Annotated in this window: 14 protein-coding genes and 1 pseudogene; 6 read left to right on the top strand and 9 right to left on the bottom strand. The window is 76.3% G+C overall.

Translation table 11 applies throughout. The annotated features are described in order from the left end of the window. Positions 1-17 precede the first annotated feature (17 nt). From ACGFT1_RS14740 to ACGFT1_RS14730, 3 genes are all read left to right on the top strand, one after another. Positions 18-1,361: a serine/threonine-protein kinase gene (locus ACGFT1_RS14740; RefSeq protein ID WP_373909332.1), complete on the top strand. Its 1,344-nt coding sequence runs from the start codon at positions 18-20 to the stop codon at positions 1,359-1,361. A 328-nt stretch (positions 1,362-1,689) separates the two neighbouring features. Continuing rightward, positions 1,690-2,049: an STAS domain-containing protein gene (locus tag ACGFT1_RS14735; RefSeq protein ID WP_373909331.1), complete on the top strand. Its 360-nt coding sequence runs from the start codon at positions 1,690-1,692 to the stop codon at positions 2,047-2,049. Next, positions 2,046-3,008 carry an anti-sigma factor RsbA family regulatory protein gene (locus tag ACGFT1_RS14730; RefSeq protein ID WP_373909330.1) on the top strand — a complete coding sequence of 321 codons (963 nt, stop codon included), beginning with the start codon at positions 2,046-2,048 and terminating at the stop codon, positions 3,006-3,008. The genes ACGFT1_RS14735 and ACGFT1_RS14730 overlap by 4 nt, the downstream gene beginning before the upstream one ends. Positions 3,009-3,047: 39 nt before the next feature. On the opposite strand, the gene ACGFT1_RS14725 is transcribed toward ACGFT1_RS14730, so the two are convergent. The 8 genes and pseudogenes from ACGFT1_RS14725 to ACGFT1_RS14690 form a co-directional block, all read right to left on the bottom strand. Continuing rightward, complete coding sequence (locus tag ACGFT1_RS14725; protein WP_373909329.1) at positions 3,048-4,085, bottom strand: rod shape-determining protein; 1,038 nt, start codon at positions 4,083-4,085, stop codon at positions 3,048-3,050. 168 nt (positions 4,086-4,253) lie between these two features. Beyond that, on the bottom strand, positions 4,254-8,153 hold the full coding sequence (locus ACGFT1_RS14720; protein WP_373909328.1) for an SAV_2336 N-terminal domain-related protein: 3,900 nt from the start codon (positions 8,151-8,153) through the stop codon (positions 4,254-4,256). 59 nt (positions 8,154-8,212) lie between these two features. Then, positions 8,213-9,301, bottom strand: coding sequence for an AAA family ATPase (locus ACGFT1_RS14715; protein WP_373909327.1), 1,089 nt, complete (start codon positions 9,299-9,301; stop codon positions 8,213-8,215). Positions 9,302-9,346: 45 nt separating this feature from the next. Further along, positions 9,347-11,149 carry a trypsin-like peptidase domain-containing protein gene (locus ACGFT1_RS14710; RefSeq protein ID WP_373909709.1) on the bottom strand — a complete coding sequence of 601 codons (1,803 nt, stop codon included), beginning with the start codon at positions 11,147-11,149 and terminating at the stop codon, positions 9,347-9,349. After that, positions 11,149-11,553, bottom strand: coding sequence for a CU044_2847 family protein (locus tag ACGFT1_RS14705; protein WP_373909708.1), 405 nt, complete (start codon positions 11,551-11,553; stop codon positions 11,149-11,151). The genes ACGFT1_RS14710 and ACGFT1_RS14705 overlap by 1 nt, the downstream gene beginning before the upstream one ends. 308 nt (positions 11,554-11,861) lie before the next feature. Continuing rightward, positions 11,862-13,274, bottom strand: coding sequence for a carboxyl transferase domain-containing protein (locus ACGFT1_RS14700; RefSeq protein ID WP_373909326.1), 1,413 nt, complete (start codon positions 13,272-13,274; stop codon positions 11,862-11,864). After that, positions 13,267-14,712 carry an acyl-CoA synthetase gene (locus tag ACGFT1_RS14695; RefSeq protein ID WP_373909325.1) on the bottom strand — a complete coding sequence of 482 codons (1,446 nt, stop codon included), beginning with the start codon at positions 14,710-14,712 and terminating at the stop codon, positions 13,267-13,269. The genes ACGFT1_RS14700 and ACGFT1_RS14695 overlap by 8 nt, the downstream gene beginning before the upstream one ends. Before the next feature lie 88 nt (positions 14,713-14,800). Next, a pseudogene (locus tag ACGFT1_RS14690) lies at positions 14,801-15,878 on the bottom strand (MerR family transcriptional regulator). A 138-nt stretch (positions 15,879-16,016) separates the two neighbouring features. Here ACGFT1_RS14690 and ACGFT1_RS14685 point away from each other — a divergent pair. After that, a complete protein-coding gene (locus ACGFT1_RS14685) occupies positions 16,017-16,892 on the top strand; it encodes a RimK family alpha-L-glutamate ligase (protein WP_373909324.1) in 876 nt (291 codons plus the stop codon). Between the two features lie 9 nt (positions 16,893-16,901). On the opposite strand, the gene ACGFT1_RS14680 is transcribed toward ACGFT1_RS14685, so the two are convergent. Then, a complete protein-coding gene (locus ACGFT1_RS14680) occupies positions 16,902-17,459 on the bottom strand; it encodes a hypothetical protein (protein WP_373909323.1) in 558 nt (185 codons plus the stop codon). Between the two features lie 157 nt (positions 17,460-17,616). On the opposite strand from ACGFT1_RS14680, the gene ACGFT1_RS14675 reads away from it, so the two are divergent. Both ACGFT1_RS14675 and ACGFT1_RS14670 read left to right on the top strand, forming a co-directional pair. Further along, positions 17,617-18,390 (top strand): IclR family transcriptional regulator, encoded by a 774-nt coding sequence (locus tag ACGFT1_RS14675; protein WP_373909322.1) that lies wholly within the window; start codon positions 17,617-17,619, stop codon positions 18,388-18,390. Beyond that, positions 18,387-19,232 (top strand): SMP-30/gluconolactonase/LRE family protein, encoded by an 846-nt coding sequence (locus ACGFT1_RS14670; RefSeq protein WP_373909321.1) that lies wholly within the window; start codon positions 18,387-18,389, stop codon positions 19,230-19,232. Before ACGFT1_RS14675 ends, ACGFT1_RS14670 begins: the two co-directional genes overlap by 4 nt. Positions 19,233-19,251 lie beyond the last annotated feature (19 nt).

The following is a 19,251-nucleotide window of genomic DNA, read 5'->3' as shown; positions in this document are numbered from 1 at the left end:
GCGGCCATACTTGCCGCATGGAACGCATCGGGGGATACCTCGTCGAGCGCCGGCTCGGCGAGGGCGGCATGGGCACGGTCTATCTCGCGCGGACGCGCGGCGGACGGCCCGTCGCGCTGAAGGTCGCCAAGGCCGAACTCGCCGCCGACCCGGTCTTCCGCGAGCGGTTCCGCAGCGAGGTCGAGGCCGCCCGGGCCGTGGGCGGCTTCCACACGGCACCGGTGGTGGACGCCGACGTCACCGGCGACCCGATCTGGCTCGCCACCGCCTACATACCCGGGCCCACCCTCGCGGCCCGGCTCGCCGCCGAGGGCGCCATGGACGAGCCGCGGCTGCGCGCCCTGGGGGCCGCCCTCGCCGAGGCCCTGGAGTCCATCCACTCCTGCGGCCTGGTGCACCGCGACCTGAAGCCGGGCAACATCATCATGGCCGACGACGGGCCGCGCGTCCTGGACTTCGGCATCGCCCGGGCCGTGGAGTCCACCCGCCTCACCGCCACCGGCACCGCCTTCGGCACCCCCGGCTTCCTCGCGCCCGAGCAGGCCCTGGGGCACGACGTGACCGGCGCCGCCGACGTGTTCGCCCTCGGAGCCGTGCTGGTGGCGGCGGCGGGCGGCACCGCCTGGGGCGAGGGCACCCCGATGGGGCTGATGTACCGCTCGGTGCACGAGCCGCCGGACCTGTCCGCCGTACCGGCCGCCCTGGCGGACGTGGTCGCCGCCTGCCTGGCCAAGGAGCCCGCGGACCGGCCCACGCCCAGCGCGCTGCTGGACCGGCTGACCGGCTCCGCCCCGCAGCCGGCCCGCCCGCCCGCCGCGCCGCCGTACCCGCCGGCGAGGCCCGCCGCGCCCCCGTCGGCGCCCGCCACGCCCCCGCACCTGTCCGCCGCGCCCCCGTCGGCGCCCGCCACGCCCCCGCACCTGTCCGCCGCGCCCCCGCCGGTGTTCCTCCCGGCGGCCCAGGGGTTCGGTGCGCCCCCACCGCCCGCGACACCGCCGTACCAGCAGCCCGTGCAGCCCGCCACACCCCCGCACCTGCCCGCCGGCGCGCCGCCGGCCCCCTACGGCTTCGGGCCGCCGGTCCCGTACGGCAGCCCGGAGGCCGTGCTCGCCGACACGCAGGCCGGCGTGGTCGTCAACGCCACCGGGGTGCTCCTGGAACTCGCGGGCGTCACCGCGGACTTCCCGTGGAGCGAGATCGCGCACGTCGAACGCAGCTGGCGCGGCAACCGGCTCACCGTCACCGTGCGGCTGTGGGACGGCGGTGTGTACTCCTGCGAGCTGAACGCCCGCCGCAAGGCCCGGCTGAACACCTGGCTGGCCCAGCTCGACCCGGTCCTCGCCCGGTATCTGACCCGCTAGCCGGCCCCGGCAACGACCCTGAGACGGGCACGACTTGACCCGTTCAGGCTTGAACGGGGCATGTCCTGGGCACGGACCTCCTACCGGCGTCCAGCCGGGGGGTGGCCGGCAGGAGGAGGGCGTCATGGACCGTCGGATCCGGGTACGTGTCAGCCGGCGGCCCGCCGCGCCACGCGGGCAGGAGATCGACCGCAGGACGCCCTCGGGACGCATCCTGCCGTACTGACCCGGCCGGCCCCGGCGGCCCGGGTGTCCGGCCTCCCACCCGACCGGGGCGGGAGGAAGGCGCATACTGGGCAGTCGTGTACCTGTGCAGCTGGGAGTCGACGTGAGCGGAACCGAGCCGGGCAGGCCCCCTCGGGCCGTTGTCGTGCCGGTGCCGCGACTCGACGTGTACCCGTTGAGCGGACGGATCGGGCTGCGGGCGGCGGGCGAGGTCAGCCTGCCCACGCACGGCATCTGGGAACGCGCGCTGGAGCGGGCCGTTCGCGAGGGCGATGACGTGTACCACTTGGAGCTTTCCGCCCTGACCTTCGTCGACGTCGCGGGCGCCGGCGTCCTGGCGGACGCGGCCCTGCGCCGGGGCGAGCGGCGGCGGCTGGTGCTGGACCGGCCCCCGGCCGCCCTGCCGCGGATACTGGACCTGCTGTGGCCCGGACTCCGGGGGATCGAGGTGTCGGCGTCATGACCGAAGTCGTCGAGGCCACCGAGGCCGCCGACCCGTTCGTCCACCCCGCCCTGTTCTACGGCGACACGCGGGAGTACCTGACCGGCACCGTCCCCTTCGTCCGGGCGGCGCTGGCGGCCGGGGAGCCCGTCGCGGTGGCGGTGCCCGGGGAGAACCTGCGCCTCATCCAGGACGAGCTGGGCGCCGACGGCGGCACCGTACGGTTCCTGGACATGCGGGAGGCCGGACGCAACCCCGGCCGGATCATCCCCGGCGTACTGCGGGCCTTCGCCGACGCCCAGCCGCCCGGCCGGCGGGTCCACATCATCGGCGAGCCGGTCTGGGCGGGCCGCAGCGCGGCCGAGTACCCGGCCTGCGTCCAGCACGAGGCGCTGATCAACGCGGCGTTCCAGGGCCGCGAGATCACCATCCTGTGCCCCTACGACACCTCCAGCCTGGACGAGCGGGCGCTCGCCGACGCGCACGCCACCCACCCGGTCGTCATCCCGGCCGGCTCCGGGGGCGAGCGGACGACCGGCGCGGCGTACGACCCCGACGGGGTGGTCGCCCGCTACAACGAGCCGCTGCCGCCGGTGCCCGACGGCCCGGACCTGCTCTCCGTCGGCTTCGACGAGGGCCTGCTCTCCGCCGTCCGGCACTCGGCCACCGGCCACGGCGAACGCCTCGGCCTTTCCGGCACGGCGCTGGAGAACCTGGCGCTGATCACCGCCGAGCTGACCACCAACAGCGTGGTCCACGGCGGCGGCACGGGCGTGCTCGCGGTGTGGCCCGACAGCGGGTACGTGCTGTGCCAGGTCCGTGACGGGGGCCGCCTCGCCGATCCGCTGGCCGGCCGCCGGCCCGCCGCCCGCGACCAGCGCGGTGGACGCGGTCTGCTGCTGGTCAACCTGGTGGCGGACCTGGTGCGGGTCCACACCGGGCCCGCGGGGACGACCGTCCGGGCCTACCTGGGCCGCTGAGCCCGCCGCCGTCCGCGGTCGGCTCGGCGCTCACCGGCCTCAGGTGGCCAGGGGGTTCAGCACCAGCGGCTCGATCCGGCCCTCCAGCATGTCGCCCAGGCCCTGCGCCGCGCAGATGTCGGGCCGTTCGGCGATGTGCACCGGCATCCCCGTGGCCTGCCGCAGCATCTGGTCGAAGCCGGGCAGCCGCGCGGAGCCGCCGACCATCGTGATCCCGCGGTCGGCGAGATCGGCCACCAGGTCGGGCGGGCAGTCGCGCAGCACCTTGCCGATGCCGTCCAGGACGGCCGTCAGCGGGGTCTGGATCGCGCCCCGCACGGCGGCGGTGTCCACCCGCACACTGCGCGGCAGGCCCGTCACCACGTCCCGGCCGTGGATCTCGGCGGACGCCGGCCCCTGCGAGGTGAGACCGTTGCCGGACAGGGTGAACTGGAGGGGCCGTACCGACTGGCTGGGCAGTATCAGCTCGTGCTCGTGCCGCAGGTGCTGCACGATGGCGTGGTCCACGGCCTCGCCGCCCACCGGGACCCGCTCGGCGGCCACGATGGACCCCATGGACAGCACCGCGACCTGGGTGGCCGCCGCCCCGCACACCATGATCATGGTGGCCTCGGGTCGCTCCACCGGCAGTCCGCACCCCACCGCGGCCGCGATGAGCGTGTCCACCAGCTCCACCCGCCTGGCCCCCAGCCCGACCAGCGTCTCGATCGTCGCCCGCCGGGCCAGCGGATCGGCGTCGTGCGGGGTGCAGGCCGCCGCGCGCAGCCGGGGCTTGCGGCGCAGCGCCCGGCGCATCTTGTCGCCGAGCAGGTGCCGCAGCATCCGCTGGGCCATCTCGATGTCGACCACGGTGCCGCCGGAGATGGGCCGGACGACCTTGATGTAGCTCGGGGTCCGTCCCGTCATCTGTTCCGCGAACTCGCCGACCGCGATGAGCGCGCCGGTCCGCGTGTTCACGGCCGCGGCCGACGGCTGGTCGACGACCAGGCCGGTGCCCTTGACGTACACGCGGGTACGCGCCGCACCCAGGTCGACGGCGAAGTGACAGCGGCGCAACTGCTCCAGGCTGACGGTCACGGCAGCTCCTCCCGGGTGCGCGGGCCTCGGTGTCCCGCCTGGTCGGCGGGCTCACTGGAATCCTGCGCGGCGCAGGGGGAGGGCGCCCTTTCTGGGCGGCCGGGCGGGGCGCCGCTGAACGGGGGTACTTCCCGGCCGTCCCGGAGTGTCGGCCGGACAACACGCCCGTCACAGGGAACGGGCGGCCTCCAGCAGCGGTTCCAGGGACGACACGGTGACCTCGCTGCCCTCCTCCCGCAGCCGCCGGCGCCCTGCCGAGGTGGGGGCGTAGCCGATGAAGCGGAGGCCGAGCTGCTGGGCGGCGGTGAGTTCGGCGACCGAGGAGCTGATCAGGACGCCGCCGCGGGCCGGTGTGCCGCGGGCGCGCAGGGCACGCAGCAGGCAGTCGGGGTGCGGGGTCAGCAGGCCGAGGTCGGCGCGGCGGCCGTGGACGCCGGCGAGGGGCAGCCGGCAGGGCTCCAGATAGCGCTGGACGGCCGGGGTGCTGACGTCCGTGACCACGCTGACACGCCGGCCGGAGCGGTGCAGGGCGCGCACGAGTGCGAGGGAGCGGTGCGTCGTGGGGGCGTCGGGGACGGCGCGCAGTTCGAGGTCGTCCAGGCGGGCCCGCAGCAGGGGGCCGAGGCGGTCGTGGGCGAAGGCGCGCAGCAGGTCCAGCGGATGCGTGAACGCCTCCCGGCCGGCGGGGCCGGCGAGGGGGAGCGGCCGGCCGGTCAGCGCGTCCTGCGGGTCGCGGTGGTCGGCCACGACGGACAGCAGGTCGAGGACGGCCTCCCGGGCCCGCTGCGCCGGGAACAGCCGGGCGAGGGGTCCGTCGAAGCCGACCAGCACCGTCTGGGCGTCCGCCAGGAGCGCCGACAGCCGGCGGCGCGACGGGACCGGCGGCTCCGCCTCCGGTGCGGGCGCCCACTCGGGGACCAGCTGCATGGTGTACGACACCGCCAGCCCCGGCACCGGCCAGGCGTCGATCCCCGCGTTCACCGCGCGCTGGGCCGCGCCCGCGCGGCGCAGCGGATGGTGGCGCGTGAGCGGGGCCGCCGCCGCGGTCAGATGCGCCAGCAGGAGCCCCGGGACACCGGTGGTCTCGGCGCGGACGAAGGCGACCGGGTCCTCGACACGCCAGGACAGCTTGACCGCGGCCTTGAAGGCGCCCTTCCCGGAACTCGGCAGGGACACCAGGTGGCGGGCCTCGTGCGGGGTGAGGTCGACCGAGTAGTACGTCTCCGGGCGGGGCGCGCGGGTGCCGTACGGCTGGATCGGGTCGAGCAGCGTCAGCGGGCCGTCCGGCCGCGTGTGCACGATCGCCGTGCGGCCCGGGGTGGGGACGCCCAGCTCGTGCAGATCCGGCGTGATGAACGGGCCCCGCACCAGGTCGCGTTCACCGGACTCGGGGGACCTCGGCCCCAGCAGGCAGTACCAGGCGGCCGGCGGGCTGTCCGGGGCGCTGTCGCGGAAGAGCGGCCGGAACGGCGGGGAGCGCCGGGCGGCGGAACTGGCGGCGAAGTCGTCGTACAACGCGGGCGGCACGGTGACCACGACGTCCGCGGCGGCCTCCGGCGGCCGGACCGGCAACTCCCCGAACGTCACGCCCAGCCGGGGCGGTCCGGTCAGCCGGGACAGCGCCTGGGGGAGTTCGCGCAGGACGGCGACGAGGGCGGGCAGCAGATAGGCGCCCGGCTCGGTCCGCACCAGGTAGCCGTCCGGACGGACGTCCACCGCGTACTGGCGGGGGCCGAGGGAACCTCGGGCCAGGACCTCGTGCACGGCGGCTTCGAGTGTGATGCGGACCTCGGGCCGGCCGGTGAGGTCGTCGGCCGAGAACCGGATCCCGCAGGGGGCGGTGGGAACCCCGGCCCCGGACCCGGCGCGGAGGCCGTCCTCCCGGTGCGGGGGCAGGCGGCGCAGGCGGTCCGCGCCGCGCAGCTGTGTCTGCGGACGGTCGGAGAGAAGCTCGGTCACCGCCGTGTCCAGCTCCGCTCCGATCGGCTCCGGAAGGGACGGGGGCGCCGGCTGGAATGCGCGCTGCTGCCCGGCGACCGGGCCGTGACGCATGGCCCGCACGATGTGCCCCAGCGCGCGCAGGTCGTCGGCGCGGCTCCCGCCGCCGAAGGACCTGACGTCCAGGCAGGTCAGGACGGGCCCGTGCGGGGTGAGGACGACATCCGACGCCGTCAGCCGCCCGTGCGGGCGTCCCTGCGTGTGCAGCGCGTTCACGGCCGCCGCGAGCGGGGGCAGGAGGGCGGTGAGTTCCGCGGCGGGCAGCCCGTACGGGGCGCTCCCGAGCCGCCGGCTCAGTGTGCGGCCGGTGACGGACTCACGGACCAGGTAGGGGATGCCGTCCGCGATGCCGTGGTCCGTGACCGCCGCGATGCCCGGATGGCGGATGCCGCCGAGCCGCCCGGCGAGGTCCGCGAAGTCGGCGCGGAGCTCCTGCGGAAGGCGCCCGTACTGCCGTACCAGGACCGTCCTGTCGTCCCGCCGGGTGTCCTGGGCGAGCCAGTCGGTGTCCTCGGCGTCCCCGGCGTTCCCGGCGTCCTCGGGGCCCGTCCGCCGCAGCAGCCGGTAGCGCCCCGCGAACAACGGCGTGGGCGCTCCCGAGAGCCGGCGCACGCTGTCCGCGCTGACCGTGGCGAACGGGTCGCCCTCCGCCGCCGTGCCCGCGCCCCGCGCCGCGGGCACCGACGCCCGGAACTCGCCCGGTGCCCGGCCCGCCCGGCGGTCGATGAACTCGCCGACGCGTTCCAGGAGTCCGGCGGTGCTGTTGCGGGCGGTGCGCGGCAGGCCGAGCAGCAGCAGCTCCCGCACCCCGTCCCGGAAGGCGTAGGAGCCCGGTGGGCCGCCCGGGACGGTGGTGAGCATGCCGCTGAGGACGATCTCGGCCAGGTGCTGCGGGCGGGGATCGGGTTCGACGGCGGCCTGGACCAGGCGCATGACCGGCAGGTCGGGGCGCCCCACCGCGAGATGGCCGGCCAGCCGGAACGCCTCGGGGGAGGCGGTCGCCCGGAACCGCAGCACCAGTTCCTCGGCGGACAGCGCGCCCACGTCCGTACGGTCCTCGGCGTCCGCCGGGAGCGGCCGGCCCAGGGCGGCGACCGCGCCGGGCACCTCCCCGCCGCCCGGCACCGTGAGCAGCGCCGCCCAGTGCGCCAGCCAGCGCGGTTCCGGCTCCAGCACGGGCAGGGCCACGGCGCCGCGGGCCGTACCGGACTCGGGCCCGTCCTGCTCGTACGGGGTGAACGTGAGCGCCGCCGTGGGGGCCAGGGGGTGCGGGGCCGACAGGCGTCCGGGTGCGGCGGGCAGCGCCGTGTCCCGCCAGAGGTGCTCCGGGAGCGGCTGGACGACGGCGAGGGGTGTCCGGCGTGCCCAGCGGTGCAGGGTGGCGTACCAGCGGGTGCCGGCGGCGCCCTCCCGCCACTGCGGGCCCATGCAGTCGCTGATCAGCAGGGTGACGGTGCGTCCGTCGCCGGGGGCGTGCGCGTCCGTGCCGCGCACGGTGCCGTCGGCGGCGGCCCGGTACAGGGCGACCGTGCGGAAGGTGCCCGACTGGGCCAGCGCCGTGCGCAGTTCGCGGATCAGGGGCCGCCAGACCGGCATCGTGGGCCCGGCGTCGTACACCAGGTTCAGGCGCAGCCAGCGCTCCTGGGCGGGGCGCAGCACGGGCAGCCACCACTCGGGGGCCGCGCCCAGGCGGGCGATGCGGTCGGCGGTCGCCCGCTCGTCCAGCTCGAAGCCCACGGGCGCGTCGATGCGGCGCCCCAGCGGGCGCAGTGCGCGCTGGAGGGCGAGGGGGTGGCGCAGCATCGGGGGCGCCGGGGCCAGGAGCGTGGTGTGGGGCCGGCCCGCCGGGCCGGGGACGGGACGGCGGGAGGGCAGGCGCAGGGGGACGCGGGAGGGCGGCCCGGGGGCCGCGGCCGGTGCGGGCGCCGGTTCCCGGTCCGGCGCGGGGGAGGGCCGGGGCACCGGCCGGTCCGTGGGCGGCGGTGTCCGGTCCGGGACCGCCGGGTCGCCGGCGGGGTCCCTGACCGGCGAGTGCCCGGTGGCCTCGGCGCCGGCGGTGGCGGGGCTCATGTGCCCGGCCAGCCACAGCAGTTCGGCCAGTTCGAGCGGGGTCCGGGGAGCCGGCGCGGTCAGAAGACATCGGACTGCGCCGCCTGCCCGAGGTACGGCATCAGCTGTTCGGCCAGCCGGTCGAGTGACTCGGTGTCCAGGTCGGCGGAGCGGGCCAGGTAGATGGCGTTGAGGAGCTGGTCGGTGGCCAGGTCGCCGACGCCCGACCGGGACAGGAAGCGGTCGATCAGGGTGCGGGCGTACGCGTCCGGTTCGCCCAGGTGGGCGCGGACGATCTCGGCGAGGTGCCGGTCGTCCGGCTGCCGCAGGTGCAGCGTGACACAGCGGCGCAGGAAGGCGGGCGGGAACTCGCGCTCGCCGTTGCTGGTGAGGACGACGAACGGGAAGGCCCGGCAGCGGACCCGGCCGTGTGCCACCGGCACCCGCTCCTCGGCGCCGTCGGCCAGCACCTCGGCGACGCCGCCGGGTGCGAGGCGGGCGGCGCGCACCAGCTCGGGGATCTCGTACTGGCCCTCCTCCAGCACGTTCAGCAGGTCGTTGGGCAGGTCGAGGTCGCTCTTGTCGATCTCGTCGATGAGCAGGGCGCGGGGGCGGTCGTAGGGCAGCAGGGCGGTGCCGAGGGGGCCCAGGCGCAGATGGTCCTCGATGCCCGACCCGCCGCCCGCTCGCCTCACCTCCTCCGCCCGTCCGTCCCGGTCCGCCCGGCCGTCCGTACCGGGCCGGTCCGTCCGGCCGGTGGGGGCGACCGCCTGCCGGGCCGCGTACAGCCGCGACAGCGGGTCGTACTGGTACAGACCGTCGTGCAGCGTGCTGCGGCTGGTGATGTTCCAGCGCAGGACCGGACCGAGCCGCAGCTCACGGGCGACCGCGTACACGAGCGAGGACTTGCCGGTGCCCGGCGGGCCGGTGACCAGCAGCGGGCGGCGCAGGTACAGGGCCGCGTTGACCAGCTGGACCGTCTGCTCCGTGGCCTGGTACGTCTCGGCGCGGTGCATGCGGTCGGGGGAGACGGCGGCGGCGTCGGCGGCGGCGTCGGGCGCCCGGAGCGCCGGCCCGCCGTCGAAGGCCCGCCACGGCGGCGGCGGTGGCAGTTTCGCGATGCCGTCGTGCGGCTCGTTCGTACCGGTGTAGACGGGCCACAGGGGCATGGGCTCTTCTTCTCCGTGGGGGGGCGCTGTCGGTGGTGTGGTCGGTCAGGCGACGGGGGAGTGCAGGCTCGCGGTGGTCCCGGGGAAGCAGCGCGGGTCGTCCCAGAGCAGCTGGAGGTCTCTCGCCCAGTGCAGGTCCGGCTCGTCTGCGGCGTCCGCGGCCAGCCGCAGGGACAGGATGTGGCGGGGGAGTTCGGCGGGTGGGACCTCGGCGACCGACACGGCCAGCTGGTCGAGGAACGCGCTCCCCGGGCAGGGCGGTTCCGCCTGCCCCGGGCAGTGCGGGCCCGTGTGCGTGGCGCGGGGGCAGCCGCTCCGGGACCACAGCAGGACGGGGACGGGCACATTGAGTCCCACCTCGAAGTGCCCGCGTACCGCCGTGGGCGGGCAGGCGTAACCCGCCAGTCCGGCGTCGCCGTCCCACAGCCGTTTGCGCAGGCTCGGCGGGCGCTCCGCGGTGCCGCACTCCACCCGGTGCACCTCGACCCCCTGGCCGGCGGAGTCCAGCTTCTGCCACTTCTTGCGCAGCTGGTGGCGCAGCCGGCCGCTGTGGTGGCGTGCGCGGTCGGTCACCACGAGGGGATAGGCGCACCCGAGGGGCGTGCTGTCCTCCGCGCCGCACTCCCACTGCGCCACCGCCTCGTTGAGCCACTCGCGCGGCAGGACGAACGTCACCAGCTCGTCGGCGTCCGGGGCGAGCTGGGCGACGGCCTCGTCGATGCGGCGCTGGACGTAGGCCCGCACACCGGTCCGCGGCAGCCGGCCCGCGCCCACCGGCCGGCGCTGTCCGTCGCGGTACGCGGACACCTCCACGGTGACCTGGTCGGGGCCGGCTCCGCTGGGCTCGATCTCGACGACGACCGGGGCCCAGGCCGACGGCACCGCGGCCGCGGCGGGGACCGCCGTCGAAGGGGCCGGAGGAGCCGGAGGGGACGGAGGAGCCGAAGAGGACGGGGCAGCCGGAGGAGCCGGAGGAGCCGGAGCCGTGTCCAGCAGTTCCGCCAGACGGGTGGCGAACCGGTTCACCGCCTCCGGATCCGGTACCTCCCACTGCACATACGCGGCGGCCGCCCACAGGGAGGGGAAGCCGCCCGGGGGCAGGGGCGGCCCGAAACCGCCCACCGCGTCGACGTACAGCCGGTTGGGATCGCAGCCGCGGCCGGCGCCCGAGCCGTCCGCGCGGCCGGTGCCCGTGGCCCGCCGCAGCAGGGCGTACAACCGCCGGCGGGTGTCGTCCCGGTGGCCGGGGGTGGGCACCAGCTCGCCCAGTTCGGGCCAGTACCGGGCCATCACGTCCAGCGGCAGCATCCGGCCCTTGCGCACCGCCGGCGCGTCCAGGGCCGCGGTGACCATACCGGCGACCCGCCCGTCCGGCAGGGTCGCCGCCGCCCCGCTGAATCCGGCCACGAGCGGCTGCCCGTGCCCGTGCCATGCCACCAGTTCCAGCCACTCCCCGGCGATCAACTGCCCGGAGACGGCCTGGTACTCGGCGAGGGTGCCCTCGTCGTAGCCCTCGGGGAAGCCGTACGCGATCAGCTTGGGGTACGGCTCCGTGTACGCGGCGTCGGGTGGTGCGAAGCCGGCCGGCGCGAGCGGGACGTCCCGCTCCAGTTCGAGTACGGCCACGTCACCGGGGTCGATGACGTCACCCGCCCAGCCGCCGTGGGCGACGACCGACGCGGACAGCTCGCCCAGCTCCCGGGCGTTCGGGAAGGAGACGGTCACCGCCGCCGTGCCGCTGTCCCCGACCACGTGGGCACACGTGAGGACGCGGCGGCCGGTGATCAGGAAGCCGGCCCCCACCTCGTGGCCGCAGACGATCCGGGCGTGCCAGGCAGCACTGCTGATCACCGGTCGGCGGCCTCCGGGACCGGCGCGGCCTGGCCCGGCACGCTCCGCTCCGGCGCGGGCTCCGCGGGCGCCGTCCGCTCCGGCTGCCGTCCGGGGGACCAGCTGAGCTTGACCACCAGGTGGCCCTCCGTGGTCCCCTTCGCGATGACGGCACCGGCCTCCGCGGACAGCCGCACACCGAACTCGATCTCCACCGCGTCGGGGCGCAGGCTCCCGTCCCGGAAGACCCGCAGCGCCGCCGAGGCCGCCGCCCGTACGCCCTCCAGGGCGCCTTCGAAGGTCCGCGCCGCCTGCGCCGGCCCGTCGCCGCGCGAGACGAGGCGGGCACCGGACCGGGTGATCACGTCCTCCACCATCACCCGCGCGCCGTCCTCGGTCGTGAACTCCATCAGCCCGTCCATGGCGCCGCTCGCTCCCCCGTCGTACCTGACCGCTGAAACTCCCATGTTACGGACGGTGCTTCGGGTGTCACACCGTTGACGGCGCGCGGCGGGGCATCGGCCGAGGTTGGCGAGAACCCGCCTTCGCGCCGGCCCGCCGGCTCCGGCCGGCCTTCCTCCGGCACCCCTGACGGGCCGGGACCCCTCCTGGCACGGCACCGTGGCGGTGCCGCGCACCGCGTCCACCGTCTCCCTGCGAACCTCGGCGCACGACGACCGGGGCGGCTCGCCGGCCCTGGGGGTCGTCCGGGCGGTGGCGGTACGCCGGGCTACGGACGGGGCCGGCCCCCGCGTCCGGCCTCGCCCGGGTGCTCCCGACGCCCCTCGTGCGTGACGATGCCCCGGACCACCCCCAGCTCCACCAGGTCCTGCGGGCGCAGCCGCAGCTGTCCCGCGGTCGCCTCCACCTCCTCGGGCCCGCGTTTGAGGATCGCCGCGGCGAGTTCCGGGGCGATCACCGAGAAGTAACTGTCGGGCGTGGCCCAGGTGTTGCCGGGCGCCGCCAGTGCCAGGGCCCCGCCGGAGCCGCCCTCGCCGATGACGAGAGCGGTGACCGGCACGCGGGCGGCGGCCACCGCGCCGAACACCTCGGCGATCGCCGGGCCGGCGCCCTGCCACTCCGCCTCCGCGTCGTTGGCGGCGCCCGGGGTGTCCACCAGGGTCAGGACCGGGACCCCCAGCCGGTCCGCCAGCCGGATCAGCCGGGCGGCGGTGCGGTACCCGGCGGGGCGGGTCGCCGCCCCGGTCTGCGCCGCGTACGCGACGGTACGGCCGTCCCGCTCGCCGAACCCGCACAGCATGCCGTCGGTGTCCGCGCCGCCGCACCGGTCGCCGCTGATGCCGGCCCGGTGGGTGAAGTAGGCGTCCAGGTAGGCCCCGCAGCGCGGCCGGCGCGGCGAACGGGCCCGCCGGACGGCCTCCCAGCCGGTGCCGGGCAGCCCGGCGGCGCCGAGAGCGGCCGGCACGTCCGCGGCCACGACCGGCCCGCCGTCCTCGGGTGTTCCGCGCGTCAGCAGCCGCAGCCACCGGCCCAGCACCGCGCGCACCTCGGCCGGCTCCACCACCGCGTCCGCCGAACCCGCCGCCACCTGCGCCTCTGCCGTGTAGGCCGCCGGGTCGGCGTCCGGGGGGCGGACGCGGGAGCCGGCGAAGCCGACCTGGGCGCCGGACAGGGCCAGGACGACGTCCGCGCCCGCGCCCAGCGTGGCCCAGCCGCCGCCGGTCGTCGGATCCCGCAGGACGGCGATCTGGGGCAGGCCGGCCGCCCTGGTGAGCGCGGACTGACGGGCGACCCGCTGGAGCTGGGTCAGCGCGAGCATGCCCTCCTGCATCCGGCTGCCGCCGGTCGCGACGAGCGGCACGATGGGCAGCCGGTGCGCGCGGGCGTACCTGTACGCCGCCTCCAGCCGGTCCCCGGTGCGTTCGCCGAGCGAGCCGCCCAGGAAGCCGAACTCGAAGGCGATCAGCACGGCCGGGGTGCCCGCGACGCTCGCGGTGCCGCAGACGGCCGACTCCCGCTCACCGGTGCGCTCGGCGGCGCGGGCGCGCGAGGCGTCGTAGCCCCGCCAGCCGAGCGGACCGTCCGGCCGGGAGTCCTGCGGCGGCGCGGGAAGGTCACGGAAGCTGCCGGCGTCCGTGACCAGCGTCAGCACCTCCCGCGCCGAGAGCCGCCGGTCAGGCACCGGTCAGCGCCCGCTTCAAGATCTTCCCCATGTCGTTGCGGGGCAGCGCCTCCAGGTAGCGGACGACCCGGGGACGCTTGTGCGGGGCCAGCCGCCGGGCCACGTGGTCCGCCAGCTCCTCGGCGCCGGGCGGGGCGCCCGGCTCCGCGGGCACGATCCAGGCCACGATCCGCTCGCCCAGGTCGGCGTCGGGTTCCCCGGTGACCGCCGCCTCCCGCACCCCCGGATGCTCCAGCAGCGCGTTCTCGATCTCACCCGCCCCGATCTTGTAACCGCCGCTCTTGATCAGGTCGGTGGCCTTGCGCCCCACGATGCGGACGTAGCCGTCGGGCTCGCGCACGGCCATGTCGCCGGTGCGGAACCAGCCGTCGGCGGTGTACGCGGCGGCGGTGGCGTCGGGCCGGTTCAGGTACTCGGTGAACAGGTGGGGCCCGCGCACCTGGATCTCGCCGACGCTCTCCCCGTCGCAGGCGGTGATCTGCGAGCCGTCCTCCTCCACCAGCCGCAGCTCCACGCCCGGCAGCGGCACCCCGACCGTGCCCGCCCTCGCCTCCCCGTCGGCGCGGACACTGGTGTTCATCAGCGTCTCGGTCATGCCGTACCGCTCGATCACCCGGCGCCCGGTGGCGGCGGCGATCCGCTCGTGGTCGTGCACGGGCAGCGCCGCCGACCCCGAGACGAGCAGCCGGGCCCGCCCGAGCGCCTCCGCCAGCTCGGGGTCGCCCGGCAGGGCCTCGGCGATGCGGTGGTACATCGTCGGCACCCCGAACACCATCGTCGCGCCGTCGTTCAGCTCCCGGGCCACGCCCTCGGGGGAGAACCGCCCCAGGTGCCGCACCGCGCCGCCGCGCCGCAGCGGCCCCAGGACGCCCAGCACCAGCCCGTGCACATGGAACAGCGGCAGCGCGTGCACCAGCACGTCGTCCGCGGTCCACCGCCAGGCGTCGGCGAGCGCGTCCAGCGTGGTGGCCAGGGCCCGGCGGGGCAGCACCGCGCCCTTGGGCGGGCCGGTGGTGCCGGAGGTGTAGACGACCAGCGCCGGATCACCGTCCCCGGCCTCCTGCCCGGGGACGGTCCCGGCGGCCGAGGCGTCGACGTCGAGCCGGGGCAACGCGGCCAGGACGGCGGGCAGTCGGGCGCCGGGCGCGGCGAGGACCAGCGACGGCGCGCTGTCGGACACGATGTGCGCCAGCTCCTTCTCGCCCGACCTGGGGTTCAGCGGCACCGCGGCCACCCCGGCCAGCAGCGCGCCGGTGACGGCGACGGCCGTCTCCAGCTCGGGGGTGGCCCACACGGCGACCCGTCCGGTGCCCCGCAGCCGGCCGGCGAGCGCGCCGGCGGCGCCCGCGAGCCCGCCGTACGTCAGGGTCCGCGGGCCGAACCGCAGGGCGGCCCGCCCGCCCGGACCGTCCGTCAGAGCGGGGAAGAGAGAGGACACCTGGCGCACTCCTTCACAGTCGGCACTGTCGACCGCCGGGGACGACAGCACCCTTCCTACACCAGACACCCCCGGCCCACGACCGCCCTCAGACCGGTGAGGTGTCCACCACATCGGCGAACACACAGCTGACGTTGTCGTCGACCGCCGGCCGCATCGGCCGCGGCGATCAGCCGGTGGACCGCCGTTTCCGGGCCGGGGGCGGCGGCCGGCAGCTCCCGGACCCGCTCGTCGGGCACGACCCCCGTCAGGCCGTCGGAGCAGAGCGGATACCGGTCGCCGGTCCGGGCGTCGTGCGGCCGCAGGTCCGGTGCCGGGGACAAGCCGCCACCCAGGGCCTTGAGCAGGAGGGAGCGCTGCGGACGGCTGCCGGCCTCCTCCGGGGTCATCCGGCCCTCGTCGACCAGCGACTGCACCACACTGTGGTCGTGGGTGATGCGGAGCAGCTCCCCGTCCCGCAGCAGATACGCCCGCGAGTCCCCGATGTGCACGAGCGCCGGCTTCGACCCCGTCCACAGCAGCGCGGTCAGCGTGGTGTTCTCGCCGTCGCCCTCCGCCAGGTCCCGTACGGCCTCGCCCGCCCCGCGCACGGCGTCCTCCAGCAGGTTCAGCACACCGCCCGCGGCCGGTTCCCCGCCGCCGTCCGCCAGGTGTTTCAGCGCGGCCACGGCGGCGCTGCTCGCGGGCGCCCCCGCCGGCCCGAACCCGTCGGCGACGGCGAGCAGTCCGGGGCCCGCGTACACGGAGTCCTGGTTGGCCGGGCGGACGTGCCCGCGGTCGGAGTGGGCGCTGTAGCGCAGTTCCAGCATGGTGGTGGGTTCCCTTTCCGGTTCGCCGGTCAGCTGGTCGACGAGGAACGCGGCGAGGTCCCGCCGTACGGCCGTCTCCGCCTCGACCCGCGCCCAGTACGCCCGGATCTCCCGGGCCGCGTCCGCCGGGTCCAGGACGCACGCCGCCCGGATCCCGGCGAGCGGCATGCCCAGCCGGCGGAGCCAGGCCACCAGCCGGGCCCGCTCCAGCTGTGCCGTGGCGTAGTACCGGTAGCCGGTGTCCGGGTCGACCCGGGCGGGCCGCAGCAGCCGCAGCTCGTCGTAGAGCCGCAGGGCCTTGGGCGAGAGCCGGCTGGCCTTCGCGAAGGCACCGATCGTCAGCAGTTCCGTGTGCATCCCGTACCTCTCGTCGTCCGCCACCGATGCTGGGGCTTCCCCGAGGGGGAAGGTCGAACGAGATGCCGCGGTCGCGGGGTGCTTGTTAGCCTCGCAGCGCGCCCGCCCATCGAACCGCCGTACGACAGGGAGCCCGCCGTGCCCCGCATCGCCCTGGCCACCTACGACCCTGGAGCCGTGCCGAGCAGGGACGCCGACCTGCCGCTGCTGGTGCGGGCGCTGAGCGACGCCGGGGCGCGGGCGGACGCCCCGTACTGGGACGACCCGGCGGTGGACTGGGCCGGCTACGACCTCGTCGTCATCCGCTCCACCTGGGACTACAGCTGGCGGGCCGCGGAGTTCACCGCGTGGGTGGAGCGGGCCGGCGCGCTCACCCGGCTGGCCAACCCGCCGTCCGTGGTGCGCTGGAACACCGACAAGCGCTACCTCGGCGAGCTGGCGGCGGCCGGCGTGCCCACCGTGCCCACCCGCTACGCGGCGCCGGGCGAACCGGCCTGCCTGCCCGCCGGCCACGACTTCGTCGTCAAGCCGACGTCGGGAGCGGGCGCCCGGTTCGCCGCCCGGTACACGCCCTCCGAGCACGGCACGGCGCTGCGGCAGCTCGCGCGGATGCACGCGGAGGGCCTCACGGCGATGGTGCAGCCCTATATGCCGGGCATCGACGTCAACGGCGAGCGGGCGCTCCAGTTCTTCGGCGGCCGGCTGCTGCATGCCAGCCGCAAGGGGGCCGTGCTGTCCCCCGGCACCCCGTACGACGCCGACAAGGTCGCCCATCCCGGCCTGGAGCCCTGGCGGCCCACGGACGCCGAACTCGCCGTCGCCGAACGGGCGCTGGCGGCCGTGCCCGGCGGCTCCGCGCTGCTGTACGCGCGCGTGGACCTGGTGGACGGTGAGGACGGCGCACCCCGCCTGATGGAACTGGAGCTGGTGGAACCCAACCTCTTCCTGTGGCTCCACCCGGGCTCGCTGGAGCACGTGACGGCGGCGGTCCTGACGGCGGCCGGCCCCGGTTAGCCGCGCGGCTCAGGTGACGACCGCCGTGCGCTGGAGCAGGCCCCAGGTGAACTCGGCGACCACCTCGTGCCGGGTGCCGGCCCGGTCGGGGGCGGTGAACGCCAGCCCCCAGCGGGTCGGGGCCGTGCCCTCCAGCGGACGGGCGGGGGCGAACGCGCGGGCCGCCTCGTCCACCGTGCACGACCAGGGCGTCAGGTCCTCCAGGGCGCGCAGGTCGGGGGCGAGGGCGTCCGGCGCCCGCACCAGCCACTCGTTCCAGACCCCGCCGCCGGGCCCGACGAGGACCTCGAAGAGCAGGCCGGGCCAGAGCGGGAGGGCCCACTGCCAGGCCTCGCAGTCGACGTCACCGAGACGGCGCGCGAGCACGCGCGCGGGTGCGCCGAGGACGGAGCGGTAGCGCGCGGCGGCACCCCGGGACCGCGGCGAGCGGGCCATGGCCTGCCAGCGCTTGTTCGTCTCCCGCATCTGAGCGGGCGAGGCGCCCAGTTCGCGGCGGGCCTCCTCGACGAGGCCCGGATTGTGGTCGGTCATCCGGCGCAGCAGCACCAGCTGTAAGTCGAGTCGCATGGCATCCATGGTGCCCGGCGCGTTCCGCCCGCTCCCGGCCATTGCCCGCACCCCCTTCCCTGACTAGCCTGTGTTCGTCATGCCGATCGTCTGTTGATATCTCGAACACCAGGGATGTCGCCCGCAGGCGCCTAGACCCAAAGGGAGGGGGCCGGACGTGGGACGCCTCGTGCCTGCCGTGACCCGGGCTCTCGACATTCTGGAGCTGTTCCTCGACGGGGACGGGACACTCTCCGCCCCCGACATCGTGCGCCGGCTCCAGCTGCCGCGCACCACCGTGCACGAGCTGGTCACCACGCTCGCCGCACGCTCGTACATCGTGCCGCTGCCCGGGCAGCCCGGACGGTACCGGCTCGGCGTACGCCCGTACCAGCTCGGCAGCCGCTACGCCGAACAGCTCGACCTCGCCGCCGAGGGCCAGCAGGTGGCCCGCTCCGTCGCCGAGACCTGCGACGAGACCGTCCACGTCGCCATCCTGGAGGGCACCGACGTCATCTACATCGCCAAGGTCGACTCCACGCACGCGGTCCGCATGGTCTCCGCCGCCGGCCGGCGCCTGCCCGCCCACTGCACCTCTGTGGGCAAGATGCTGCTGGCCTCCCTGCCGGAGCCGGAGCTGGCCGCGCGGATCCCCGACGACGCCGAGCTGGCCGCGATGACCCCGAACAGCATCACCGGGCCGGCCGCCCTGCGCGAGGCCCTGGCGGAGATCCGGCGGCGCGGGCTCGCGGTGGAGAACCGCGAGTCCAACCCGGACGTCTCCTGCGTGGCCGCGCCGGTCCGCGACCGCACCGGTCAGGTCGTGGCCGCCCTGTCGATCTCCGTACCCATGATCCGCTGGAGCGAGGAGCGCCGGGCCGAGCTGGAGCAGCTCGCCGTGAAGGGCGCGGCGGAGCTGTCGGAGCGCCTGGGCCACCGGAGCGCGGCATGACGGCGTACGAGGTGGCGGTGCGGGCCGAAGCGGTGCTCGGCGAGGGCCCGACCTGGGACCCGGCGACGGGCCGGCTGATCTGGCTCGACATCCTGGGCATGCGGGTGCACACGTACGACCCGGCGACCGGCCGGCGCACGGTCCGTGCGACGGAACAGCACGTCGGCGCGGTCAAACCCCGGGCGGGCGGCGGCCTGGTGCTGAACCTGCGGGACGGCGTGGGCCTGCTGGACCCCGACGGCACCTTCCGCTGGCTGCACCACGAGCCGGTCGCGGGCCGCCGCGCGAACGACGCCGCGGTGGCACCCGACGGCTCGCTGTGGGCGGGCACGATGCGCTACGACGAGGCGACGGGCGGCGGCACCCTGTCCCGGCTGACCGGGGACGGGTCGGTGCGCACGGTCCTCGCCGACGTCACCGTGAGCAACGGCACCGGCTGGAGTCCCGACGGCAGCCTCATGTACTACGTCGACACCCCGACCCGCCGCGTGGACGTCTTCGACCACGACGCGGACGGTGTGCGCGACCGCCGCCCGCTCGTGGAGATCGAAGAGGGCGCGGGCTTCCCTGACGGCCTCACGGTCGACGCGGACGGGTGTGTGTGGGTGGCGCTGTGGGACGGCGGCGCGGTGCGCCGGTACACGCCCGACGGTGTGCTCGACCGGGTGATCCGGGTGCCCGCGCCGCGCACGACGGCCTGCGTGTTCGGCGGTCCCGCGCTGACCGACCTGTACATCACGACGGCACGTACGGGCCTGCCGGCACCGCATCCGCTGTCCGGTTCGCTGCTGGTGGTCCCGGGAGCGGGCCAGGGTCTGCCGCAGCCGGCGTTCGCGGGCTGAGGGCGCCGGCGGGGCCCGG

The organism is Streptomyces sp. Y20 (assembly GCF_043195475.1).
In the GTDB taxonomy this organism is placed as follows: domain Bacteria; phylum Actinomycetota; class Actinomycetes; order Streptomycetales; family Streptomycetaceae; genus Streptomyces.
Note: the sequence above shows the minus strand (reverse complement) of the source record. Positions and strands in the feature narration are given on the sequence as shown.